26 protein-coding genes are annotated in these 21,885 nt (G+C 64.4%); 19 read left to right on the plus strand and 7 right to left on the minus strand.

Annotated features, from left to right (window positions below):
- Positions 1-43: 43 nt before the first annotated feature.
- The gene (locus AAE021_RS08140) at positions 44-1,210 is read right to left on the minus strand and encodes an acetyl-CoA C-acetyltransferase (RefSeq protein ID WP_342025106.1); all 1,167 of its coding nucleotides are present in this window, start codon (positions 1,208-1,210) and stop codon (positions 44-46) included.
- Between the two features lie 239 nt (positions 1,211-1,449).
- Between AAE021_RS08140 and AAE021_RS08145 the strand changes: the two genes are divergently transcribed.
- The 8 genes from AAE021_RS08145 to AAE021_RS08180 all read left to right on the plus strand — a co-directional run bounded on the left by AAE021_RS08145 (position 1,450) and on the right by AAE021_RS08180 (position 8,098).
- Positions 1,450-2,016: a sigma-70 family RNA polymerase sigma factor gene (locus AAE021_RS08145; RefSeq protein ID WP_342025107.1), complete on the plus strand. Its 567-nt coding sequence runs from the start codon at positions 1,450-1,452 to the stop codon at positions 2,014-2,016.
- Positions 2,013-2,837 carry a hypothetical protein gene (locus AAE021_RS08150; RefSeq protein WP_342025108.1) on the plus strand — a complete coding sequence of 275 codons (825 nt, stop codon included), beginning with the start codon at positions 2,013-2,015 and terminating at the stop codon, positions 2,835-2,837. Before AAE021_RS08145 ends, AAE021_RS08150 begins: the two co-directional genes overlap by 4 nt.
- Before the next feature lie 17 nt (positions 2,838-2,854).
- Complete coding sequence (locus tag AAE021_RS08155) at positions 2,855-3,394, plus strand: zeta toxin family protein (protein ID WP_342025109.1); 540 nt, start codon at positions 2,855-2,857, stop codon at positions 3,392-3,394.
- Between the two features lie 58 nt (positions 3,395-3,452).
- Positions 3,453-4,118, plus strand: coding sequence for a helix-turn-helix domain-containing protein (locus tag AAE021_RS08160; RefSeq protein WP_342025110.1), 666 nt, complete (start codon positions 3,453-3,455; stop codon positions 4,116-4,118).
- Positions 4,115-5,389 carry an MFS transporter gene (locus AAE021_RS08165; RefSeq protein WP_342025111.1) on the plus strand — a complete coding sequence of 425 codons (1,275 nt, stop codon included), beginning with the start codon at positions 4,115-4,117 and terminating at the stop codon, positions 5,387-5,389. Before AAE021_RS08160 ends, AAE021_RS08165 begins: the two co-directional genes overlap by 4 nt.
- A 149-nt stretch (positions 5,390-5,538) precedes the next feature.
- On the plus strand, positions 5,539-7,119 hold the full coding sequence (locus tag AAE021_RS08170) for a peptide chain release factor 3 (RefSeq protein WP_342025348.1): 1,581 nt from the start codon (positions 5,539-5,541) through the stop codon (positions 7,117-7,119).
- A gap of 96 nt (positions 7,120-7,215) precedes the next feature.
- On the plus strand, positions 7,216-7,566 hold the full coding sequence (locus AAE021_RS08175) for a PadR family transcriptional regulator (RefSeq protein ID WP_342025112.1): 351 nt from the start codon (positions 7,216-7,218) through the stop codon (positions 7,564-7,566).
- Complete coding sequence (locus tag AAE021_RS08180) at positions 7,559-8,098, plus strand: hypothetical protein (protein ID WP_342025113.1); 540 nt, start codon at positions 7,559-7,561, stop codon at positions 8,096-8,098. The genes AAE021_RS08175 and AAE021_RS08180 overlap by 8 nt, the downstream gene beginning before the upstream one ends.
- Here the strand turns inward: AAE021_RS08180 and AAE021_RS08185 are convergent.
- On the minus strand, positions 8,095-8,364 hold the full coding sequence (locus AAE021_RS08185; RefSeq protein ID WP_342025114.1) for a PLD nuclease N-terminal domain-containing protein: 270 nt from the start codon (positions 8,362-8,364) through the stop codon (positions 8,095-8,097). The genes AAE021_RS08180 and AAE021_RS08185 overlap by 4 nt on opposite strands.
- A 263-nt stretch (positions 8,365-8,627) precedes the next feature.
- Between AAE021_RS08185 and AAE021_RS08190 the strand changes: the two genes are divergently transcribed.
- The 5 genes from AAE021_RS08190 to AAE021_RS08210 all read left to right on the plus strand — a co-directional run bounded on the left by AAE021_RS08190 (position 8,628) and on the right by AAE021_RS08210 (position 12,958).
- The gene (locus AAE021_RS08190) at positions 8,628-8,906 is read left to right on the plus strand and encodes an SdpI family protein (RefSeq protein WP_342025115.1); all 279 of its coding nucleotides are present in this window, start codon (positions 8,628-8,630) and stop codon (positions 8,904-8,906) included.
- 42 nt (positions 8,907-8,948) lie between these two features.
- Positions 8,949-9,440, plus strand: coding sequence for a GNAT family N-acetyltransferase (locus AAE021_RS08195; protein WP_342025116.1), 492 nt, complete (start codon positions 8,949-8,951; stop codon positions 9,438-9,440).
- A 206-nt stretch (positions 9,441-9,646) separates the two neighbouring features.
- Positions 9,647-10,990: a DUF6421 family protein gene (locus AAE021_RS08200; RefSeq protein ID WP_425362462.1), complete on the plus strand. Its 1,344-nt coding sequence runs from the start codon at positions 9,647-9,649 to the stop codon at positions 10,988-10,990.
- Positions 10,991-11,761, plus strand: coding sequence for an SDR family NAD(P)-dependent oxidoreductase (locus tag AAE021_RS08205; RefSeq protein ID WP_342025118.1), 771 nt, complete (start codon positions 10,991-10,993; stop codon positions 11,759-11,761).
- An 87-nt stretch (positions 11,762-11,848) separates the two neighbouring features.
- A complete protein-coding gene (locus AAE021_RS08210; protein WP_342025119.1) occupies positions 11,849-12,958 on the plus strand; it encodes a low specificity L-threonine aldolase in 1,110 nt (369 codons plus the stop codon).
- Between the two features lie 254 nt (positions 12,959-13,212).
- Here AAE021_RS08210 and AAE021_RS08215 read toward each other — a convergent pair whose 3' ends face one another.
- Entirely contained in the window at positions 13,213-14,037 is an 825-nt protein-coding gene (locus tag AAE021_RS08215) for a hypothetical protein (protein ID WP_342025120.1), read from the minus strand.
- Between the two features lie 537 nt (positions 14,038-14,574).
- Between AAE021_RS08215 and AAE021_RS08220 the strand changes: the two genes are divergently transcribed.
- Positions 14,575-15,204 (plus strand): DUF3000 domain-containing protein, encoded by a 630-nt coding sequence (locus AAE021_RS08220; RefSeq protein WP_152219020.1) that lies wholly within the window; start codon positions 14,575-14,577, stop codon positions 15,202-15,204.
- A 126-nt stretch (positions 15,205-15,330) separates the two neighbouring features.
- On the plus strand, positions 15,331-16,626 hold the full coding sequence (locus AAE021_RS08225) for an HRDC domain-containing protein (RefSeq protein WP_342025121.1): 1,296 nt from the start codon (positions 15,331-15,333) through the stop codon (positions 16,624-16,626).
- A gap of 57 nt (positions 16,627-16,683) precedes the next feature.
- Here AAE021_RS08225 and AAE021_RS08230 read toward each other — a convergent pair whose 3' ends face one another.
- The 3 genes from AAE021_RS08230 to AAE021_RS08240 all read right to left on the minus strand — a co-directional run bounded on the left by AAE021_RS08230 (position 16,684) and on the right by AAE021_RS08240 (position 18,142).
- Positions 16,684-17,076 (minus strand): DUF3592 domain-containing protein, encoded by a 393-nt coding sequence (locus tag AAE021_RS08230; RefSeq protein WP_342025122.1) that lies wholly within the window; start codon positions 17,074-17,076, stop codon positions 16,684-16,686.
- A gap of 224 nt (positions 17,077-17,300) precedes the next feature.
- Entirely contained in the window at positions 17,301-17,675 is a 375-nt protein-coding gene (locus AAE021_RS08235; protein ID WP_342025123.1) for a hypothetical protein, read from the minus strand.
- Entirely contained in the window at positions 17,672-18,142 is a 471-nt protein-coding gene (locus AAE021_RS08240; protein WP_342025124.1) for a DUF2975 domain-containing protein, read from the minus strand. The genes AAE021_RS08235 and AAE021_RS08240 overlap by 4 nt, the downstream gene beginning before the upstream one ends.
- Before the next feature lie 116 nt (positions 18,143-18,258).
- On the opposite strand from AAE021_RS08240, the gene AAE021_RS08245 reads away from it, so the two are divergent.
- The 4 genes from AAE021_RS08245 (at position 18,259) to AAE021_RS08260 (ending at position 21,196) form a co-directional block, all read left to right on the plus strand.
- Positions 18,259-18,702, plus strand: coding sequence for a GNAT family N-acetyltransferase (locus AAE021_RS08245; RefSeq protein WP_342025125.1), 444 nt, complete (start codon positions 18,259-18,261; stop codon positions 18,700-18,702).
- The gene (locus AAE021_RS08250; RefSeq protein WP_342025126.1) at positions 18,695-19,183 is read left to right on the plus strand and encodes a hypothetical protein; all 489 of its coding nucleotides are present in this window, start codon (positions 18,695-18,697) and stop codon (positions 19,181-19,183) included. The genes AAE021_RS08245 and AAE021_RS08250 overlap by 8 nt, the downstream gene beginning before the upstream one ends.
- Positions 19,184-19,309: 126 nt before the next feature.
- Positions 19,310-19,744, plus strand: a complete 435-nt coding sequence (locus AAE021_RS08255) for an SRPBCC domain-containing protein (protein ID WP_342025127.1) — start codon at positions 19,310-19,312, stop codon at positions 19,742-19,744.
- Positions 19,745-19,903: 159 nt separating this feature from the next.
- On the plus strand, positions 19,904-21,196 hold the full coding sequence (locus AAE021_RS08260; protein WP_342025128.1) for an MFS transporter: 1,293 nt from the start codon (positions 19,904-19,906) through the stop codon (positions 21,194-21,196).
- A gap of 137 nt (positions 21,197-21,333) precedes the next feature.
- Here the strand turns inward: AAE021_RS08260 and AAE021_RS08265 are convergent, their stop codons facing one another.
- The gene (locus tag AAE021_RS08265) at positions 21,334-21,852 is read right to left on the minus strand and encodes a DinB family protein (protein ID WP_342025129.1); all 519 of its coding nucleotides are present in this window, start codon (positions 21,850-21,852) and stop codon (positions 21,334-21,336) included.
- Between the last annotated feature and the right edge of the window lie 33 nt (positions 21,853-21,885).

Consider the following 21,885-nt stretch of genomic DNA (forward strand, 5'->3'; position numbering starts at 1 on the left):
GTGATGCGCGGTCCTGCCTCAGTACATCCCGAGCTCAGTACATCTACAGGCGGAACCCCTCGTCGAGCCGTTCGATGATCGTGACGTTGGCCTGCCCGCCGCCCTCGCACATGGTCTGCAGGCCGTAGCGGCCGCCGGTGCGCTCCAGCTCGTGCAGCAGCGTGGTCATGATGCGGGCGCCCGTGGCACCGATCGGGTGGCCCAGCGATATGCCCCCGCCGTTGACGTTCACCTTGTCCATGTCGACGTCGAGCTCCCGCTGCCAGGCCAGGACCACGGAGGCGAAGGCCTCGTTGATTTCGAGCAGGTCCATCTGGTCCAGGCTCATGCCGGTGCGCCCCAGGGCATGGCGGGTGGCCTCGATTGGGGCGCTGAGCATCATGATCGGATCATCTCCGCGGGCGGAAATCGAATGAATGCGCGCCCGCGGCTTCAGTCCATAGCGCCGCACGGCGCTCTCGGAGGCGAGCAGCAGCACGGCGGCGGCATCGGAAATCTGCGACGACGTGGCTGCGGTCAGGCGGCCGCCCTCGGACAGGGGCGCCAGGGACTCGATCTTGGCGCGGTTGGGTTCCCGCGGACCCTCATCGGCGGTGATGCCATTCAGTGGCAGAATTTCCCGGTCAAAGCGGCCCTCGGCCTGGGCAGCGAGCGCCCGGACATGGGATTCGACGGCGAAGTCCTCCAGTTCGGAGCGGGTGAGGCCCCACTTGTCCACCATCATTTCGGCGCCGAGGAACTGGGACACCGTCTGGTCTCCGTACCGCTCAGCCCAACCCGTTGATCCGGTGAACGGGTCCGGGAAACCGAGCTCCTGTGCCGCGGTGTTCGCGTAGCCAATGGGTATGGAGGACATGCTCTGCACTCCGCCGGCGAGTACCAGGTCGCTGGTTCCGCTCATCACGGCCTGCGCGGCATAGGACACCGCCTGCTGTCCGGACCCGCACTGGCGTTCCACCACGGTTCCCGGAACGCGCTCGGACAGACCGGCGGCAAGCCACGCCGTGCGCGCGATATCCATGGCCTGCGGTCCCACCTGATCAATGGCACCGAGGATGACCTCGTCAAACTCAGCGGAGTCGATGCCGGTGCGGCGCACCGTTTCAGCAATGACGTGTGCCGCCATGTCGGCCGGATGGATACTGCTCAGTCCGCCGTTGCGCCGGCCAACCGGTGTGCGGACCGCGTCAATAATGAATGCTTCAGCCATGAGGAAAGGCCTTTCGTCGCTGGAAGGCGGGAGCCGGTACCGCCGCGGGCACCCGGGTCCATGGTGTCAAAAACCACACTAGGCGATGCGGACGACCACGGCACCAGACCGTTGGTATGAGTGCGGCACCGGCGTGGCGGCAGGGACGAATTAGCGCCCTTGATGAGGGACGCGCGTGAAATGCCGGCGGTTCGTTCACCCGTGCGACACACTTGTGCCGGTGACGGACAGGTATGGGTATGAGTGATTCTTCGCCTGGCCCGGACCGGGCCGACGCCTTCCGTGCGCTGTATGGATCGGTGTATCCGGATCTCCTGCGGTTCGTCCAACGGCGCACTGATCCCGGTGTTGCCGAAGACGTTGTAGCCGACGCCATGCTGGTTCTCTGGCGCCGTCTCGATGAGGTGCCTTCGCATCACGATGATGCCAGGGCCTGGATCTTCGGGATCACCCGGAACGTCATGCTGAACGCCCATCGCGGAGAGCAGCGCCGTCAGGCACTGGGGATTCGGCTTGCCGACGTCCATGCCGGCCCCCGCGTTGGCTCCCACGATGACCTGGTGGCTAACCGCATTGATCTCAGCCGCGCGTGGCACGTTCTGTCTGAGGTTCATCAGGAAGCACTCAGCCTGTCAGTACTTGAGGACCTTACCGCGCCCCAGGCCGCCGCGGTGCTTGGCATTTCTCCCGTCGCCTTCCGTCTGCGCCTTACCCGGGCCCGGCGCGCCCTCCGGTTACTTCTTGATCACCTGCCCCAGTCCACGGACGCCGCCGCAGCATCCGCTGAAAGGACAACAACCCCATGAAAAAGCCCCGGAACATCGACGCATTGCTGCGGTCCATGGACGCTGCGACGGACGCCCCGCCGCCTGAACCCGTCCGGGCCGGCGTCGATCTGGACCGGATCCTGTCCCATGCGCCCACACCACAGCAGACCTCGACGCCGGAAACCGCCGCCGGCGTTCGAACATCTACGCCGCAGCGTCCTTCGCGCCGAACGCTCGCAGTGGGTGCCACGGTGGCGGCAGTCACCGCCGTCCTCCTCGTCGCGCCGTCGCTCACCGGCGGGGATCCGGCCTTTGCGACCTGGACACCAACCCCGGTCACCCTGAACGAGGCGGCCCGCGGGGACGCCGTTGCTGAATGCCGCGCTTCCGGAGAGGAAGTCTCTGACGGCATGTACAAGGACGATTTTGCTACCGCGCAAACTGCCATCGCTGAACGCAGAGGCGACTGGGTGACCGTCGTCCTTGCCGGTGCCGGAGGATTCGATGCCACATGCGTCACCGATGCCTCTGCGCCGTGGTTCCGGCAGGGCATGATTGGTGCCATCGGTAAGTCCGGAACCGGCACCGGGCCCCAACCCCGGGAGCTTGCCGTCTCACAGCTGGGAACCGGATCCGTGGGTGGCAACCCGATCTCCCTGGCCTCCGGAGCGGCTGGCTCTGACATCACCGGCATCACCTACACAAGTGTTTCCGGGGAACAAGTCACCGCAACAGTCTCCCTGGGGCACTTCGCCTTCTGGATGCCCGGCGATGAGCTGCAGAACGCCTCCGAAACCGGAGCCGCAGTGGACGTGACCTACAGTGACGGAACCACCGATACCCAACGCCTCAATTTCTAACGCATTAGGCTGCGCAGATGGGACTTGCAGGCATTGCCATCTTCGTGAACGGAACGGTGGGAGCCGGCAAGACGGCCACCGCCGATGCGCTGGGTGATCTCCTCCGAAGACGACAGATCCCGCATGCCGTGATCGATCTGGACCGGCTTCGGCAGGCGTGGCCCCCAGCGGAGGGAGACCCCTTCAACCACGGACTCGAACTCGCCAACCTCAAAGCCATGGCATCGAACTACCTGGCTGCCGGGATGACCACACTGGTAATTGCCGGCGTCATCGAGCAGAAGGCAGCCGTCGCACAGTACACAGAAGCCCTTGACCAATGGCAACTGTTCATCGTTCGGCTGACAGCTGAGGAAGCAGTCCGCCGGAACAGGATTGAGGAGCGCCACATCGCTGATCCTGCCGGACGTGAGTGGCATCTGCGGCGAACCCTGGAGCTGGAAACAATTCTCGAAGCAGCACGCCTGGAAAATGCCGTGATTGACACCTCCGTCTGCTCCCCCTCAGAAGTTGCGCAAAGAGTTCTGGAAGCGGTGATGGCGGATCGTCCGCAATAACAAGGGTCCTTTATAAAGAACCCTTGCTAAAGACTTCTTTACTAACTACGCTCCCGGCATGAGTCCTGAACAAACCACGGATGCCGGCGAGCACACTGCCCCCGGCGAGAATGGCGAGCGCGGCGAGACGACGGAGCATGCCGCATCCCCGGGATACCCCGGGGAACAAGTGGTCACGGATCCCGTCCGGATCCGGGCACTGGCCCATCCGGTCCGGCTGGAACTGCTGGATTTCCTCGACGACGCCGGAAGCGCCACCGCCACGGAGTGTGCCGCCGCTATCGGAGCATCAGTGGCCAGCTGCTCCTACCATTTGCGCACCCTCGCCAAGCACGGGTACATCGAGCAGGTCACCCGGCCCGGCCGGGAAAAACCGTGGAAAGTGGTCTCCCGCAGCCGCTCGCAGGGCATTGACCCCAACATCCCCGGATCCACGCACGCCGTGGCCGCAACGGCAGCCGTGCAGGTGGACCGACAGCTGAACCGGATCCAGTCCTGGCTCCGGCAGGCACCGGCACTTCCGCCCGAGGACGTCAACGTCTCCACTGTCTTCGGTGTCGGGTTCTACGCCACCCGCGAGGAGATCATGGAGTTCCGGAAGGACCTGTGGAAACTCACCGAACGCTTCGAGGGACGGCGTGACAACCCGGAGCTGCGTCCCGCGGGAGCCGTCGCCGCCCGGCTGTTCGCCGTCGTGAACGTCGAACCGGAGCAGGGGCAATGAATACCGGACGTGACAGGGCGGGCAGCATCGGCACCAACCGCGACGTTATGAAGGTGCCGGCCTTCCGCCGGCTGGCCCTGGGCTGGGTCTTCTCCAACTTCGGCGACTCCGTACTGTTCCTTACGGCCGCCATCTGGGTCAAGCAGCTCACCGGCAGCGACGCAGCCGCCGGCCTGGTGTTCGCCGCCCTTGGCCTGCCTGCCCTGCTGGCGCCTTTTACGGGACGTCTGGCGGACCGGTACCGGCGCCGGCCGCTGGTCGTCATCAACAACATCTGCGCCGCAGTGGTGGTCCTGGCGCTGCTGCTCGTGCGTGACATCCAGGAACTCTGGATCGTCTACACGGTGATCGTCGTATACGCGAACACGGCCTACATCACCGCGTCGGCGCAGTCGGGACTGCTGCGTGACCTGCTGCCCGACCGGCTGCTGGCACCCGCCAACGGCATCCTCAGCAGCATTGACCAGGGCCTGCGCATTGCTTCGCCGCTGCTGGGCGCCGGGATGCTCGCACTGTGGGGCATGGACTCCGTGGTGCTGCTGACAGTTGCCTGCTTCCTCACCGCAGCAGTCGTGCTCGCCACACTGAAGCTGAAGGAAAGCAAACACGAGATGGACCCCGAGGAGTCCTTCTGGCACAGCACGACGGCGGGATTCCGCTTCCTGGCCACCCATCCCCTCCTGCGCCGGGCGTTGCTGACCCTGGGAATCGCCATCGGAGCCACCGGCATCCTGGACGTCACCATTTTCGCCACAGTGGAGCAGGGCCTCGGACGCCCGCCGGAGTTCCTCAGCGTCCTGCTGGGATTTCAGGGAGTGATGGCAGTGGCCGGCGGGATTACCGCAAGTATGGTGATCCGGCGGTTCGGGATCCCCGCCACCATCGCCGCAGGGGTTGTCCTGCTGGCCGCCGGACTGCTGACCACGGCACTCTCCTCACTGGCCCTGATACTGGGAGGTGCGGCACTGACCGGCGTCAGCGTCTCATGGGTGGCGATCGCCTTCATCACCCTGCGGCAAACCGAAACACCGGCCGGGATGCAGGGACGCACGGCCGCAGCCACGCAGGTGATCATGAACGTGCCGCAGGTTGGTGCTTCGATGATCGCGGCTGCCCTGATCGGCGTCTTGGATTACCGCGCCATGATTGTCACCATGAGTGCACTCTGCGCGCTGTCAGTGCTGCCTCTGCTACTGCGCGGCAGGCGAAGCGCCGCCGGAACGTCCCGGAACGTGGCTGCACCGTCCGAAGCCCCTGCGCCGAACGGCTAGAATGGAAAGGCTGTCATTGCTGGCAGCACAGCCGCGAGTGCCAAGCCCTGCGGCCGCATCCCACCACACGTGAAAGCAGCGGAGTGTCCTTACAGGTTCAGCCCACCGTCAGCGCCACCACCAGTCCGGCCGGCAAAGCGACTGCGGCAATTGCCCGCGAGTCCTCCCGACGCCGCACCTTTGCGGTGATCTCGCACCCCGACGCCGGTAAGTCCACATTGACGGAGGCGCTGGCCCTGCACGCCCGGGTTATCGGCACGGCAGGCGCCACCAACGGCAAGGAAAACCGCCGCGAGACGGTCTCCGACTGGATGCAGATGGAAAAGGACCGCGGTATCTCCATCAGCTCCACGGCACTGCAGTTCGCGTACCGGGACACGGTCATCAACCTGCTCGACACCCCGGGCCACGCCGACTTCTCCGAGGACACGTACCGCGTCCTCGCCGCCGTCGACTGCGCCGTGATGCTCGTGGACGCAGCCAAGGGCCTGGAAACACAGACCATGAAGCTCTTCGAGGTTTGCCGCGCCCGCAACCTCCCCATCATCACCGTGATCAACAAGTGGGACCGTCCGGGCCTGGACCCGCTGGCCTTGATGGACGAAATCACCGAACGCACCGGTCTGACCCCCATGCCGCTGACCTGGGCCGTGGGCATCGCCGGAGACTTCCGCGGCGTCTGGGACCTGAAGAAGGACGAATACGTAAAGTTCGAACGGCAGAACTCCGGCGCCTCGCTGGCCAAGGAGGACCACTTCACTCCGGAGGAAGCCCTGGCCGCCGAAGGCGAAGTGTGGGAAGACTCCCTGGGTGAAGCCGACCTGGTCATTGACGGCCGCGAATTCGACCGTGACGCGTTCCTCAACGCCAAGGCCACCCCCATCCTGTTCTCCTCCGCCGCGCTGAACTTCGGCGTGAAGCAGATCCTGGACGCCCTGGTGGACCTGGCGCCGTCGGCCGGCCCGCGCGAAGACAAGGAAGGCGAGCTGCGTCCCGTGGATGCACCGTTCTCCGGCTTCGTTTTCAAGGTCCAGGCCGGCATGAACAAGGCGCACCGTGACCATGTTGCCTTCATCCGGGTCTGTTCCGGCGTCTTTGAGCGCGGCATGGTGGTCACCCACTCGAACACCGGCAAAACCTTTGCCACCAAATATGCACAGCACCTCTTTGGCCGCGAACGCGAGGTCATCGACCAGGCATGGCCCGGCGACGTCGTCGGACTGGTGAACGCCTCCGCGCTCCGCGTGGGCGACAGCCTCTATGTGGAGGCGCCGGTGGAATTCCCGCCGATTCCGTTCTTCAGCCCGGAACATTTCCGGGTGGCCCGCTCCAAGGACCCCAGCCGCTACAAGCAGTTCCGCCGCGGCATTGACCAGCTCGAGCACGAGGGCATCATCCAGGTGCTGCGTTCTGACCGGCGCGGTGACCAGGCGCCGGTGCTGGCCGCCGTCGGACCCATGCAGTTCGAAGTGGTCGAGGACCGCATGACGCAGGACTTTAACGCGCCCATGCGTTACGAGCAGCTGTCCTACTCGCTGGCAAGGCTTACCACGCCTGACGCCGCCGAGGTCCTGGCCAACGTGCACGGCGCAGAGGTTCTGCAGCGCACCGACGGCGCCTATCTGGCTCTGTTCAACGATGTTTGGGCCCTCAAGCGTGTGGAGAAAAACCACCCTGAGGTGTCGTTGACGGTTATCGGCACGGAGTCCCCCAACAGCCGCGGCTACTAAGCAGCTGACTTCCCGGGCGGCCGGGCGGCAGGTATTACGGGAACCCCCGCGCCGGGAACCCTTGTGCCCCGGGACTATTAGTGTTCTATTACTAGCATGTCCCGAATACAGGCCCAGCAGGATGCGCAGATGGTCCGCGCGGTCCTGCCCCTGCTGACCTTGACCCTGATTGCCGGGGAGGAATCCTACGGCTACCAGCTCACCGAACGGCTGACCGCCCTCGGACTGGACGTCACCACGGGTCTGGTTTACCCGCTGCTCAGCAGGCTTGAACGGGACGGCCTGGTCAGCAGCCGCATGGTGCAATCCACCAATGGGCCGCCCCGGAAATACTTCGCCCTCACGACGGCGGGTATGGCCGCGCGGGAAGCGGCACAGGAGCAGTGGCACGCCGTGTCCACCGCTGTCCGGGACGCCACCGAGAAGGAGCACCCGAAAAATGACTGACGGCAGCCTGCGAACCGCAGCCACACCCAAACGCTCTTTCCGCGACCGGATGCGCACGGACTGGTACCTCACCCGTCTGGACTGGCATCTTGAGGGGCTGGTAACGGGCAGGGAACGCAAGGCAACCCTCCGCGAACTTCGACAGGCTCTGGCGGGCGACCCCCGGGACACCACCGCGGCTCTCGCCGATCTCGGGGCGCCCAGGACACTGGCCAGGCAGTATGCGCATGAGAGCCCACTTCGCCCGCTGTGGTCAGTGGGCGCCGCGGTGGCCGCGCTGACACTCTTCGGTTACTGGGTGGCCTTCCTGCTGTTCACCCTTGGAATGCTGGCCGCCGTCGACTCGAACGCACCGGCGGAGGCTCACGCGACTTTCCTCTTCGTTGACGTTGAGGCCTTCTCGTTCCCCGATGCGGTTGGCATCGGATGGACCAGCAGCTGGAACTGGCTCATCGTGCCCGGCGCGATTGTTGTGGTCAGCTTTCTGCTGGGCGCACGCGCCTGGCGGGTGGCCAGGCAACCGTCTCATTAGCGCCCGCGTTCCGAACCCCGCGGCGCCCTCGGTTTCCCGGCAGTGAACCAGAGAATCGAACCAAGAAACGGGGCCACGACGACGATCAGGAACCAGACCACTTTCACGGTCGGCGTGGGATGGGAGCTTTTGGCGATGCTGACCAGCGCACCGATCACCAGGACCGCGTAGAGCGCCAGTAATACTGAAAATATCCAGCCCACCGGTCCATGCGAGACCACATTGACGGATTGTGCGGAAATATCGGCTCCGGTAAAGATCAGCAATTTGACTCCAGCTCCTGTGGATATGGGCTTTCGGTGATGATTCCTTGACGGGTTTCGCCCACTGTACCCGTATCCTCTGCCCTGTCAGGCGGAAAAGGGGGCTTATCCACAGGGGCGAAAATATGGCACGCACACCCGCCTGGCGGTCCACCGAGAGTGCCACCAGCTAGGCTGGCGCCATGGGGATTAGTGGAATTGTATTAATTGCGGCTGGAATGGCCATTTCGTGGGCGGCGGAGGCAACGGCCCGGGGGAAGCTCGGAATGAACTCCCTCATCGGCATCCGGGTGGGGTACGTGCAGCACTCCCCGGAAGCATGGCTTGCCGGACACCAGGCCGCACGCTGGCCAACTCATGCAGCTGCAGGGATCTTTGCTGTCTGCGGCATTCTGGTCCTAGCGCTGAGTCCCTCCGACGAGACTGCGGGCGGACTCATTATCGGAGGCTCTCTGGCCGGTCTGGCGGCAATTACTGTTGCGGCGGTCAAGGCAAACCGGGCCGCAAAGCTCGCAGTTGTTTCCGGTGCACGGCGTACCGCCTAACTCCCGGGGTCTTCACCTTCCGGGGCTCCGGGCATAAATCCCGTGCATCACCTGGTTGCTCCAACAACCCGCCTGCATGCTGCCTGGACGGAAGCCCATGGGGAATGGGGCCCCGGCAGCCACGAAGACGGGTTCGGGCTGCTGGAAACGGATGCCGTCGATTCACTTTCCGGATTCGAGGCCTGGCTGGACCGGCTCGCCGCCGAATCCGATCAGTGCACCTATCGGTGGATCACCGGGGGCAACCACGTGCTTGGAGGCATAGCACTGCGCCACGAAACCCATCCCGCAGTGGAGCTCGCCGGACACATTGGCTTTGGGATTCGGCCGTCGGCACGGCAGCGCGGAATAGGGACATGGGCCCTGGGCCGGATGCTCACCATCGCCCGGGCACGGGGAATGGAGAATGTTGTCCTCATGTGCGCCGCCCACAATCTTGGCTCGACACGAACAATCGAGCGGCAGGGCGGCGTTTTAGCCACCCGGACCGGGAGCGGAAGCGCCGCCGTCTTGAAGTATCACGTGCGGCTGTAAGTTATGGTCCAACGGATGACGGCCCGGACTGAGCATAAGAGGTACTAACGAGTTGCCCAATTTAAAGTAAGCGTTAGTTTTTTGTGAGTATGCTCGACCCAACACATCGTCAGCCGCTCCCTGCAGATTCGGAGCGGCGTCTCCGGAAGGCCGCCGCTATGTCTCTTCACGCGTTCCCCTCGCTCCCCCGTCCTCGCTTTGATGACGTGGCTTCGGACGGTAGCCCGGTGGATTCCGGGGCCTGGCGTGCCTTGAAACAGGCGGCCACTGACCTGCAGCAGCTGCAGAACAAGAACGGCTCGGTTGATGCCGAGAACCGCACCGCTGCGGAGGATCTGGTGGGCACACTCACCGCCACCGTCACCGCCCTGGCGCCGGCCTTCCCGCACGACGCCGAATACCTCCGCCTGGTGGTTCAAGACCTGGAGCGCTGGGCAGCCGACGGGTTGGGCGAACCCGACTTCCTGGATTCCCTGCTCGCGTTTTCCCCGCAGCTGGACCGCACGGACGGCCTGCGGCATCTGGTGCTGTTCCCCATGTACACGCAGAACGGTTCCACAAACCGCTACGTGGAAGCGGTCCTGATCGAGGTCATCTGGCCCGAGTTCATCGGCGAACTCGAAGCCGGCGAGTACTCCAACAAGCTCTTCGTGCCCATCCGCTTCCTGGACTTCACCCCCGGCTACGACACCAACTCCGCGGTGCTGTTCCCCGAGTCCGTGGCCGTGCGCGAAACCCCCACCTTCACCTGGGGCGCCATCTTTGCGGACCGCGAAGCCGCACGCTTCCGCCGCGTGCTCCGCGCCGCCGCCGAGATCACCTCGCTGCAGCTGCCCGAGGATGCCGCAGCACTGCTCGATGACCAGCACCTCACCGAGGAAACCTTCGTCATGTGGGACCTCATCCATGACCGCACGCACATGCGCGGAGACCTGCCCTTCGATCCGTTCATGATCAAGCAGCGCATGCCGTACTTCCTCTACTCCCTGGAGGAACTGCGCTGCGACCTCACCGCCTTCCGGGAAGCCGTAAAGATCGAAAAAGACGAGGATGCTTCCCCGGAAGCGCGCAAACATGCCACGCTGGTCCAGTACGCGGTGATCTTTGACCGGATCTTCCGGTTCGCCATTACGGGCAGCCGGGTGCGCAACTATGACGGCCTCGGCGGCCAGCTGCTGTTCGCGTGGATGCACCAGAACCACGTCCTGCACTGGACCGACGGCAAACTCAGCATCGACTGGGAGGACGTGGCCGACGTCGTCGTGCGCCTGGGAGCGAACATCGAAGACCTGTACTGGCGCTCCATTGACCGGCCGAAGACCGCCCACTGGTTCGCCGCCTACGACCTGGTCTCGGCGACGCTGACGCCCAACCCGGCATCGGTGTGGGCCAAGGGACCCGACGCGCTGCCGCTCGACGGTCCGCCGCGCGGGCTCACGGACCAGGTGCTGGACGACGAATTCCCGCTGTCCATGTTCTACGAAGCGTTGTCCAAGAAAATGAACACTGTCATCGAGTCCACCTCGGGCATCACAGGGAGTTCACAGTAAATGCGCACTGAGCCGGCCGCAGGATCATCCGAAACGCCCTCCGTCCGTGGGCGGACCGTCCTCGTGGCCGGTGCGGCCTCCGCCTCCGGCACCGCAGTGTGCCGGGCGCTGGAGGCGGCCGGTGCGAAGGTGGTGGCGGTGGGCCGCGATGCGGCCCGGTTGGAAACCACCCTCGCTGACCTGCTCGACGCGGACCTGCGCACCTGCGACCTGTCCAATCCCGGAGACGTGGATGCCCTGTCGCAGGACCTGCAGGAAACCTACGGCGGAATTGACGGCCTGATCCACCTGGTGGGCGGCTGGCGCGGCGGCGGCGGAATCACCGGCCAGACGGACGATGACTGGGACTTCCTGGAAACCAACATCCTGCGCACCCTGCGCAACGTCAGCCGCAGCTTCTACGACCAGCTGGCAGCGTCCGACGACGGCCGGCTGGCGATCGTCTCCTCCACCGCCGTGGATTCACCCACGGCCGGCGGCGCCGGCTACGCGGCGGCCAAGGCCGCCGCCGAGGCCTGGATGCAGGCCATCGCGCAGGGCTTCCGCCGGGCCCAGTCCGGCGCGAAGCAGGACCCTGGACCCCAGCGGTCGGCCGCCGTCATCCTCGTGGTCAAGGCATTGGTGGATGACTCGATGCGGCAGGCCGAGCCGGAGCGCAATTTCAGCACCTACACCGATGTGCGGGACCTGGCCGGCGCCGTCGTCGGGCTTTTTGCGGAGGATGCGGCCTCGCTGAACGGCAAACGCATTTCGCTGGTTCCCGGAGCCTAGGCCCGACTCCTTCGCCGGCCGGGAGCCGGACGACCTCACCGGCACTGCCGGTGAAAACTGATCGAACCGTAAGAGATACTGGACACTGTGACCAACATTTCCCCCCTGCATGACATATCCATCCGAGCGTTTGCCTCCGATAACTATTCCGGTGTGCATCCGGAAATCCTGGACGCCCTGACTGCCGCCAACCAGGGCCACCAGGTGGCCTACGGCGAGGACGTTTACACCGCCAAGCTGCGCGAGGTGCTCGCCGGACACTTCGGTCAGCAGATGCGCGCCTTCCCGGTGTTCAACGGCACCGGCGCCAACGTGACCGCCCTGCAGTCGCTGCTGCCGCGCTGGGGTGCCGTCATCTGCGCCTCCACAGCACACATCAATGTGGACGAAAACGGCGCACCGGAGCGGATCGGCGGCATGAAGCTGCTGCAGATCCCCACTCCAAACGGCAAGCTCACACCCGAACTGATCGACCAGGAGGCCTGGGGCTGGGGCGATGAGCACCGCGCGCAGCCGCTGGCCGTGTCCATCACGCAGTCCACCGAGCTGGGCACCCTCTACACGGTGGAGGAAATCACCGCCATCGCCGAGCACTGCCACAAACACGGCATGACCCTGCACATGGACGGCGCCCGGCTGGGCAACGCCGCCGCGGCCCTGGGCGTGGGTCTGGGCGCGATGACGTCCGAGGCCGGCGTCGACATCCTGTCCCTGGGTGGAACCAAGAACGGCATGATGTACGGCGAGTGCATCGTCTCGCTGAACCCCGAGGCGTCCCCCGGCCTGGATTACCTGCGCAAGATGAACATGCAGCTGGCCTCGAAGATGCGGTTTATCTCCGCCCAGTTCGTCACCCTGTACGGGGATGACCTGTGGCTGCGGTCGGCGTCGCACGCCAATGCCATGGCCCAGCGGCTGCGCGCTGCGGTGGAGAAGATCGACGGCGTCGAGCTGACCCAGGCCACCGAGTCCAATGCCGTGTTCGCCAAGCTGCCGGCCGGTGTGGCTGACCGGTTGCGGTCCTCGTTCAGGTTCTACGACTGGGACCAGGCCACCGGCGAGGTGCGCTGGATGTGCACCTTCGACACCTCCGAGTCCGACGTCGATGCCTTCGCCGAGGCGATCGCCCGTGAGGTTGCCGCCGGTCCGCAGGCTCCCGCGGCTCCGCAGGATCCGGAAGCGCCGCCGATCAGCTAGTTTCTCTGGTGTACCTGGCGGCTCCGGACTCTCCATGGGAGGGTCCGGGGCCGGCGACGTTTGGGGGGCAGATTGAGGGGTGCATTGTGCACATGCCGGGAAGCCCGGACATTGTTCAAACACAATCCTGATCAAAGGCCGATCCCCGCGGGACTGGTGAGTTTGTGATCATCGACCCTACGACTTCCCTGGAGCACGTCTCACTGGCAAACCGACCGCAGCCTTGGTGCCTCGATCTGGCAGGAGCAAAGGGGCTAACGCACTAGCTCCTTTAGTCGGTCTTGGAGCTCAGCGACCGTGTAGCGCGTGCCGTCGACGTAGAACGGTCTTCCGGGCTCCGCCTCGTAGCCGGGCCCCGAGCCGATGCCGATGTCAAAGTCACGATTCAAGTTCGGAAGGAATATGCGGTCCGCCCCGTCAGCCTCGTCCTGCGAATCGATGTCAAGCTTGACCGTGGACTCCTCATCTCCTGCAAGCACCTTTGCTTCAACTGAGCCCAAGAAGTCGCCCTCCGTTTGAATGGTGAGTTGAAATTGCGCCGATTCGCTTGCCGCCAAGTCATAGACCACAGGAGATCCGCCATCGAAGACCTGTCCCTGACCCTTAATCTGCTCAACGTCGCTCCAAACGGCAACAGATCTGTTATCTGGCCTTAGGAGACCAGCCTGAGAGAGCACAGCACCTCCGATGGGAATCATGCACCGAACAGCAACGAGAGGAGTCCTCGGGCTCTTCACCTCACCATTGGTTCTGAAGTCACGAACCGTGATGCCACCAGAGTCGGCTATGTTTCGCATGCTTACGAATAAGGTCGTGACGAACGGCATCCCGTGCTGCCTCAACCACTGATGCTGTTCCTCGCTGCAGCTTTTCACGTTGGGCACGTCAGGGTCATCAACCAAGTTCGTGGGGAACTTGTCAAAGGGCGCGTCGACGGGAATCGCATAATCGCCCCGCGTAACTGCAACGTTACCGGCGCTAATCGTTAGAGTGTCTGCGCTACCTGACCTAGTGGATACGGTTTGACCGAGTTGAATCAGTCCGCCAGCCAGCCCCACGAGAACCCCCAAGCCCGCCACGACTGGCCACCCCTTACGAAGCCAGTGAAGCCAGCGCTTTTGAGTGGCAACACTTGTCGAACCGCCATGGCGACTTGGACGTGCACTAACGCCTTCCGGTGCTTCTTCTGGGTTCATGGCGACCAATTACTCCTAAGATCGACGCTGATTGCCCAATTTTTCCCGCCGGGCTAACTGCTACGCAACTCCCTTGCTCTCCTCAAACCTCCAGGCTTCGCCCTCGGTCTGGATCCATTTCCCGACGGAACAGGTTTATGGAAATACGGAGGGAGCTGAGCCGCGGCTCATCACAACCGAGGGCTATCACTCGAAAACAAGTGAGTTCGAAGACAACTATGTTGTTTATGCAAAGCTCGTCTCATAGGTAGATGCCATGCGGCAGAGTTGAGGACACCCAACGGCCACTCCCCTGTCGTGCGGCCGCACCTTCCCGACGGACGCAACCCCTCCTAGGCTGGACAGGTAACGAATGGGATACGTCGGCGAGCCTGAACCTCCGCCCAGAGCCGGCACCCGTAGTCTGCGAAGGTGAGTGCAATTGGTGACTTATCACAAGTACCCCCGGAATTCCTGAAAGCTCTTGGTTCACTGCGCAGGGCGCAGTGCCGGCCAGAGCTGCATCTGAATGAAATTCCGGCTCCCACCCGGCTGGCACCCTTCGCGGTGTCACTGGGCGCAGAAGTCCTGGCCTCCGGCCCGCTGGCACGTGACGAGGGTCTGGGCCACGGCCCCTCCGGAATTGTGATTCCGGAGCAGACCGAACTGGCCACGGGCCGTTTCATCCTGCTGCATGACCCGGAGGGATCCGCCGTTTGGAACGGAACCTTCCGCATTGTCACCTATATCCGGGCCGAGCTGGAACCCGACATGGGCAACGATGAGCTGGTTGGTTCCGTGGCCTGGACGTGGCTGGTGGAAGCCCTGCAGGAACACAAGGCCGGTTACTCGTCCGCCGGCGGAACCGCCACGAGGATCCTGTCCGAAAGTTACGGAACCCTCGCCGGCCGCGGCGACGCCATCGACATTGAACTGCGGGCATCCTGGACCCCGGATTCAGCAGACGTGCAGGCGCACCTCGAGGCATGGTCGGACATGGTCTGCACCTTCGCAGGGCTGCCGCCGCTGCCGGAGGGTGTTACTCCCCTGCCGCGGGTGCGCCGCAGTTAGCCGTCACTTAGCTAAGCCGTTACTCAGCGATGAGTTCCGCCGGAGCCTGCCATTACGTCCCCTGCCGGGCCAGCAGACGCCGCCCTGTCACTGTGGCACCGGCAGACTCGATAGACTGAAGTTCTTATGACCGCGCAAATACCCGGCTCCTCCACGCAGACCCCATCCGCTGACCAGAACGTTGAGCCCCCGCAGCTCCCGTTACTGGAGGCACCAAAAGACGGGGTGCCTCTGATCATCGACACCCCCAGGGGCCTGGAAAGAGCGGCAAAGGCCCTGGCCGCGGGAACGGGACCCGCAGGCGTCGACGCTGAACGCGCCTCCGGATTCCGCTACGGCCAGCGCGCCTTCCTGGTCCAGATCCGCCGTGAGGGCTCCGGCACCTGGCTAATCGACCCGGAACCGTTCGACAACCTGGACATCATCAACGACGCACTTTCGGGCGTCGAGTGGATCCTGCACGCTGCAACCCAGGACCTTCCCTGCCTGTCCGAGCTGGGAATGTGGCCGGACAAGCTCTTCGACACGGAGCTCGCCGCCCGTCTGGCCGGTCTCCCCCGCGTTGGCCTGGCCGCCGTCATCGAGAACCTGCTCGGCTTCACCCTGGCCAAGGAACATTCCGCGGCGGACTGGTCCACGCGCCCGCTGCCCGAACCCTGGCTCCGCTACGCGGCACTGGACGTTGAGGTCCTGGCGGAACTGCGGATCGAACTCATCAAACTGCTCGACGACGCCGGGAAGCTCAGCTTCGCCGAGCAGGAGTTCGAGGCCATCCGCACGGCGCCTCCCACGCCCCCGCGGGTGGATCCATGGCGCCGCACCAACGGAATGCACCAGCTGCGGGACCGCCGCCAGCTCGCCGTCGTCCGCGAACTCTGGACCGAACGCGAGCACCTTGCGGAAAACCGCGACACCGCTCCGGGACGGCTGATCCCGGACTCCGCCATCGTTGCCGCGGCACGCGCCATGCCCGCCACGGTGCCCCAGCTGCTCTCTACTCCGGGCTTCCACGGCCGTGCCGCCCAGAAGGAGGCTCCGCGGTGGATGCGCTGCATTTCCGCGGGCCGGTCCTCTACGGACCTGCCGCCGCTGCACATTCCCACGCATGCGCCGCCACCCCCGAGGGTGTGGGCCAAGAACGATCCGGTGGCAGCAGCCCGGCTCCAGACCGCAAAGCCGCGGCTGGCCGCCGTCGCCGAGAAGCTGAACCTGCCGATCGAGAACCTGCTGACGCCGGACACCCTGCGCCGGGTGGCGTGGCGTCCGCCGGCTGACATTAATCTGGACAGCATCAGTGCTGCCCTTCGGGGTCTGGGCGCGCGCGAATGGCAGATCGAGCAGACTGCCGCCGTGCTCACCGTGGCGTTCCTGGATCCCGATCCGTTGGTGGAAAAGGAAAAGGACACCTCGGCTGCCCGGTAACGGCGGCTTCGCTGCCTGGGCCGGTTTCGGAAGCAGTGGCTGGGCGGTTCCGCCTTATCACGCTTGTTTTCTTCGCAGACCACCCCCGCCTGTCCAGATGAACGAAGCTCCGAAGCCGACCGATAACAGGATCACCAAATAACCCGCAGTGAATGATTGAGGCTCGCCTTCTATGACTGACTTGCTCGGATCAGAGCGATCATAGAAAACTACTCTTTTCTCCCCATGCATTTCATCTGAAACTGTCGATTTTGATCCGTCGATATGCTCGTAATAGCGCTCACGGGCGCCTTTGGCGTAAACACGTCTGTCCTCGGTGAGAAAGGAAACTGTCAGTTCCTTGTATTCTTTTTGCCTGCCACCGGTGGAAAACTCGACGTTGGTGATGACACCAGTGGTTCGGACACCTTCGTCCAGGACTCTGCGGTCATCGTGGGCCTCCAGGACCATCCCCACACCCAAGGTGAATCCCCCGAAAAAATCACCATCCCGGCAATCAGAAACGCTATCTCCTTGGCCATTCGGGTGTATTTACCCTTTGCTAGTCGGTCCCTTTTAGAACGCCTAGCCATCCTGATCCCTTCATTGCTTTTTTACTTTTCGAAATCCTATCACCGGCCGAACACGGCATGGACTGCCGCACTTCGGGAGAATACCGCGAATGAAGCTCCAGGCTAAAACATCTCCGAATACCGTCGCGCGCTGTCCACGGCCTCGCTTCCCAGCACCCAGCAGAACCAAAAATCCACAGCGGCCAGCACAAGAATCACGGCCGTCGTCACGGTCTTGGGCCATGACCGGGGCTGCACCAAAGCGGCGGCCCCTGCCGTCACGGCCGCCACCGCAGGGACGAGCAACGTGATGGCCATCATCGCCTGGCGCCGGGGAATCTGTTCCAGATAGTACGAGCCGGGGTAGTCGTCCGGATCAAAATCGAGGCCGGAAGCGAAGGCGAAGAACGTCGAGACCGGGGTCAGGCACAAAAAACCGATCGCGAACCCCAGCCATAGCTCGTCGCCCCATCGCCTGCCCTCACGCAACTTTGTCACGGGAGCTGGCGATACTCGGCCGCACGGCCCAGCTGACGGTACTTCACCATGACAATCAGTGCGGCGCAGGTACACCCGCCGATGCCCAGCAGCAGCGCCAGCGGAGGGATTGGCCCGCCCGTTCCCTGGTCCGCCTCCGTAATCACGGCCAGAATCGCGGCCATCAGGCCGGCAGCGGCCAGCAGTGATGACACGAGGGATCTGAACCAGCGAAACGAGGCCCGCCGCCGAAGGCGGTCCTGGCCGGCCAGTGTCAGTATTCGCCAAAGACACACCAGCGACGCCTCGACGCAGGCCACCGCGAGGACGGACAGCACCAGGATGGGCCGGTACAGGTTCCGGACTTCCGGAAAGTGCGCGACGACGTCAGCGCCCATCCAGGGCAGGATGACGGTCTGGGCAACCACAGCTCCGGCGAACAGAATGGCAAGGATCAGCTTGAGCTCGGCTGCGGCTGCTTTGGTCACGGGTATCCCCCATGGATTGACTGCCGATAATTATCTATCGAAGGTCGATAGTGTCATGTGGTCCCCGGATACACAAGAGCTCCCCGGATTCGCTGCACCGCCGGTAGGCTGTCGCCATGCCCACCCTTGACTATGCCGCCGGCGCCGACCTGCCCCTTACCGCCGTCGTCCGCCTGTATGAATCCGTGGGCTGGAGCGCATACACGGATGCGCCGCACACCCTGGCAGCAGGGCTGGCGGGATCCGCGAAAGTGGCGGTGGCCTGGGAAGGGCCGGAGCTGGTGGGCCTGGCCCGGGTCGTCTCGGACGGCCACACGGTCTGTTACCTGCAGGACGTCCTGGTTGATCCGCGGCACCAGCGCACGGGGCTGGGCCGGCGGCTGGTGGAACTGGTGCTGGCACCGTTTGCCCACGTGCGTCAAAAAGTGCTGCTGACGGACACCGAACCCGGACAGAAAACCTTTTACGAGTCACTCGGCTACCGGCAGGCAGGCGGAGACCTGCCGGCGGACGACAACGCCGGCCTGCCACTGCGCGCCTTTGTCCGGTTCGATGCGTGACCGGCTGTTGTTCCTTCTCCCGTTCGCGGCGGCCGCAGCCGTTGGCGTCTTCCTGTTCCGCCGGGGCGGAGATCATGAGTTCTGGATTCTCCTTCTGACGCCCGCTGCCATTGCGTTGGTCCAGTTGAGGCGGCAATCTCAGATGCTGCGCCGCTACGAAGCACGGAACCAGTTCGAGTGCCGGATACAAATCCGGAAAACTGATTCCTCCACCCGGCGCAGCAAGTGGACGCGCGCACTGGCCACTCCCTACCCGGACCGGCTGACGCTGCAGATTCTGGAGGGAACATTGCGGGACAGCGACCCGCTGGCACTGCAGCGGACGGAGTATGCCGGGATGCGTCCGGCACGGTTTTCGGAGGCATTGCTGCGGTACAACCCGCGGTGGAGTGTGGCCATTTACCGCCGCGGACCGGAGGAGATTCTGGTGGCGGCCCCGCCGTCGCACCTTGCTGCTCTGAGCGGGACCGGGCAGCGGTAACGATCCGGCAACATGCGCTGGCGCACCGCGGGACGCTGAATTACTCTCGGCCACCGGTCCGGGTCTCGCACTGTCCATCCCTCCGGCCCGCGCACGCCCACAGCGCTGAACGGAAAGGTAACCGCCATGCCCAATGCTGCTTCCACTGAGATCATCTTTTCCACCGCTTTGGCGTGTCCACCCGAAGAGGTGTGGCGCGCACTCACCGCCACCAACGTGACCCGCAGCTGGATGTGGAACTCGATTCTTCGCGGGCCGATGGAGCCCGGCACCGACTACTCCATGGGCGCTGACGGCGAAGACTTGACTGTGGGAACGGTCCTGGAGACTGACGCTCCCTACCGGCTGGTGATGACGTTCGACGCGCGCTGGGACGAAAGAGTGGCCGGCGAACCGGCCGGCGAGCTCGAATACCTCATCACGCCCACCGGGGACAGCGAATCGGTGTTCAGCGTGCGGCTGTCGGGACTGACCGGAGTGAGCGCGGACGCCGCGGAACAGGACACCCCTGCCATATACTCCCGGTTCAAGGCCTGGCTCGAGCAAACCGACGTCGGCTAGCCGGCCCAGCTTTGTGTCTGCCCCCCCCGGTTCCCCCGGTGCCGCCGCGTCACCGTGGAGCGGCCGGTTGTGGTTGACTGGCCCTTGCCTTCGGTGACGGCGCTCTCGGACGAGCCGCTCACCGTTGATGCATGCCAGGCAGCCACAACGGGAGCGCGGATGAAACTCGGATCAGAGTACCGAAAGATCTGGACGGGCAACGCCTCCTCAAACCTGGCCGACGGCATCACGTTCGTCGCCCTTCCCCTCTTGGCAGCCGCCATCACCAAGGATCCGCTGGCCATCGCCGCCCTCTCGATCTTCTACACCGCGCCCCGCCTGCTCACGGTTCTGGGCATCGGAGTCCTGGTCGACAGCGTGGACCGGCGCCGGCTGCTGTATCTGGCTAACCTGTCCCGGGCGGCGATCTTTGCCGCGCTCACCGCCCTGGTGGTTGCCGATGCCACTCCCCTGGCTGCTTTGTATGCCGTTTACGCCTTTATGGGGATCGTCGAAACGATTTCCGACAGCGCAGCGGTGGCCGTCCTGCCGCAGGCGGTCCCACCGGACCAGCTGGACCGGGCAAACTCCCAGATCGCGGGAACTCAAACCCTGGTGGACGAGTTCATCGGACCTCCGCTGGGCGGCTTCCTCTTCGCCATGGCGGCATTTGCCCCGTCCCTGGTCACGGTGGGAGCCTTCCTCCTGGCAGGAACCGCGTACTGGCGGCTTCGAGGCTCATACCAACCTGTTCACGGCGCCGCCATTATTGCATCGACGGGAACCGCCAGCCGGCCCCGGCCCGAAGCGGGAGTTGCCCGGCAGATCTGGGAGGGGGCGGTTTGGGCCATGCGCCATCCGGTGGTGCGGACCCTGATCATCATCGGCGGACTGGCAAGCGTTGGCTACATGATTCCTTTCTCGTACCTGGTGCTCTACGCGCAGGACGTGCTGCAGCTCGACGCCGCGGGGTACGGACTGCTGCTGTCGGTCTCGGCACTGGGCGGGTTGGCCGGCAGCGTGGCGGCCGGCCGGCTGCGCCGCGCGATGGGCTACGGCTGGACGATAGCGGCCGTGCTCCTGACCGGAGCGGCGGCCTTTGCAGTAATAGCCGCCACCACCAGCGTCTGGGTGGTGGGGATCAGCCTCGCCGTCTACATGGGCCACGCCGTCATCTGGAATATTCTGGCCACAACCCTCCGGCAGAAGATAGTTCCGGCGCACATGATGGGACGCGTTGGCTCCGTTGGCCGCCTGGTTGGGCTTTGCGGGCTGGCAACGGGTGCCGCTCTGGGCGGCCTCCTGGCGACGCACCTCGGCCTGCGCGCCCCGTTCGGGATCGCGGCCGCGTTTTTTGCCGCTGCCGCCCTGCTGGCTATGGCCACCCTGCGCAGTTTCAACGCTTGGGAAAAGACGGAACCAAACTCTGCAGCCGGCTCATCAATCGTTTCCCGCGGTCCCGGCTCCGAGTAATAATCCGCAGGACCCGGCAATCCCCACCCCCCCCCGCGAGATGGCAGTAGGTGCTCGCCTCAGGGCTGAAACGCATACTTATTGCCCTCCCGCGGGGAGAGGGAGAGGGGAAGAAAAAAGGGAGGGAGGATGCCCCGTTACTCTCCCGTTGTTCCGTCCAGAAGTTCACGGACAATATCCAGGTGTCCGCAGTGCCGGCCCGTTTCCTCGATCATGTGCGTGAGAATCCAGCGCACATTGTGTCCGGAAGCGGTGTTCAGGCTGATGTCATCCAAGCTGTAGCGGGACAGCACCTCGCGGGATTCGGCGCAGGCTTCCTCGTAGTCCTTGATGATCCCGGCCAGGCTGTCATCAGCCCCTACCAGGAACTCGCCGTCGGGCTCCTCATCACTCCACCGGGTGGGGACACCGTCCTGGCCGTCGAGCCGTTCGCGGAACCAGGACCGCTCCACGTCGGCCAAATGCCGCAGCAGCCCGGACACCGTGGTCAGCGACGGCAGGACCCGGCGGGCCGCATCGGCGTCGCTCAGCCCCTGCGCCTTGAACACGGCAGTGGCCCGAAGAAAGTCCAGGAAGCCGCAGAGGATTTCCCGTTCATTTCCGGTATCCGGCGGTTCGGGACGGGTGTCGGTCACGATCTGCGGTTCCTGGGCCATGGTGGTCTTCCTTTGTATCTGGGGCCTTGTCGG

The sequence above is a fragment of the Arthrobacter citreus genome (assembly GCF_038405225.1).
GTDB classification, from domain to species: Bacteria; Actinomycetota; Actinomycetes; order Actinomycetales; family Micrococcaceae; genus Arthrobacter_B; species Arthrobacter_B citreus_A.

Bases quoted from the DNA above. Each gene is read 5' to 3' on its own strand.
- AAE021_RS08140 (WP_342025106.1), bottom strand. From the start codon at position 1,210: ATGGCTGAAGCATTCATTATTGACGCGGTCCGCACACCGGTTGGCCGG.
- AAE021_RS08145 (WP_342025107.1), top strand. From the start codon at position 1,450: ATGAGTGATTCTTCGCCTGGCCCGGACCGGGCCGACGCCTTCCGTGCG.
- AAE021_RS08150 (WP_342025108.1), top strand. From the start codon at position 2,013: ATGAAAAAGCCCCGGAACATCGACGCATTGCTGCGGTCCATGGACGCT.
- AAE021_RS08155 (WP_342025109.1), top strand. From the start codon at position 2,855: ATGGGACTTGCAGGCATTGCCATCTTCGTGAACGGAACGGTGGGAGCC.
- AAE021_RS08160 (WP_342025110.1), top strand. From the start codon at position 3,453: ATGAGTCCTGAACAAACCACGGATGCCGGCGAGCACACTGCCCCCGGC.
- AAE021_RS08165 (WP_342025111.1), top strand. From the start codon at position 4,115: ATGAATACCGGACGTGACAGGGCGGGCAGCATCGGCACCAACCGCGAC.
- AAE021_RS08175 (WP_342025112.1), top strand. From the start codon at position 7,216: ATGTCCCGAATACAGGCCCAGCAGGATGCGCAGATGGTCCGCGCGGTC.
- AAE021_RS08180 (WP_342025113.1), top strand. From the start codon at position 7,559: ATGACTGACGGCAGCCTGCGAACCGCAGCCACACCCAAACGCTCTTTC.
- AAE021_RS08190 (WP_342025115.1), top strand. From the start codon at position 8,628: ATGAACTCCCTCATCGGCATCCGGGTGGGGTACGTGCAGCACTCCCCG.
- AAE021_RS08205 (WP_342025118.1), top strand. From the start codon at position 10,991: ATGCGCACTGAGCCGGCCGCAGGATCATCCGAAACGCCCTCCGTCCGT.
- AAE021_RS08225 (WP_342025121.1), top strand. From the start codon at position 15,331: ATGACCGCGCAAATACCCGGCTCCTCCACGCAGACCCCATCCGCTGAC.
- AAE021_RS08230 (WP_342025122.1), bottom strand. From the start codon at position 17,076: ATGGTCCTGGAGGCCCACGATGACCGCAGAGTCCTGGACGAAGGTGTC.
- AAE021_RS08245 (WP_342025125.1), top strand. From the start codon at position 18,259: ATGCCCACCCTTGACTATGCCGCCGGCGCCGACCTGCCCCTTACCGCC.
- AAE021_RS08250 (WP_342025126.1), top strand. From the start codon at position 18,695: ATGCGTGACCGGCTGTTGTTCCTTCTCCCGTTCGCGGCGGCCGCAGCC.
- AAE021_RS08255 (WP_342025127.1), top strand. From the start codon at position 19,310: ATGCCCAATGCTGCTTCCACTGAGATCATCTTTTCCACCGCTTTGGCG.
- AAE021_RS08260 (WP_342025128.1), top strand. From the start codon at position 19,904: ATGAAACTCGGATCAGAGTACCGAAAGATCTGGACGGGCAACGCCTCC.
- AAE021_RS08265 (WP_342025129.1), bottom strand. From the start codon at position 21,852: ATGGCCCAGGAACCGCAGATCGTGACCGACACCCGTCCCGAACCGCCG.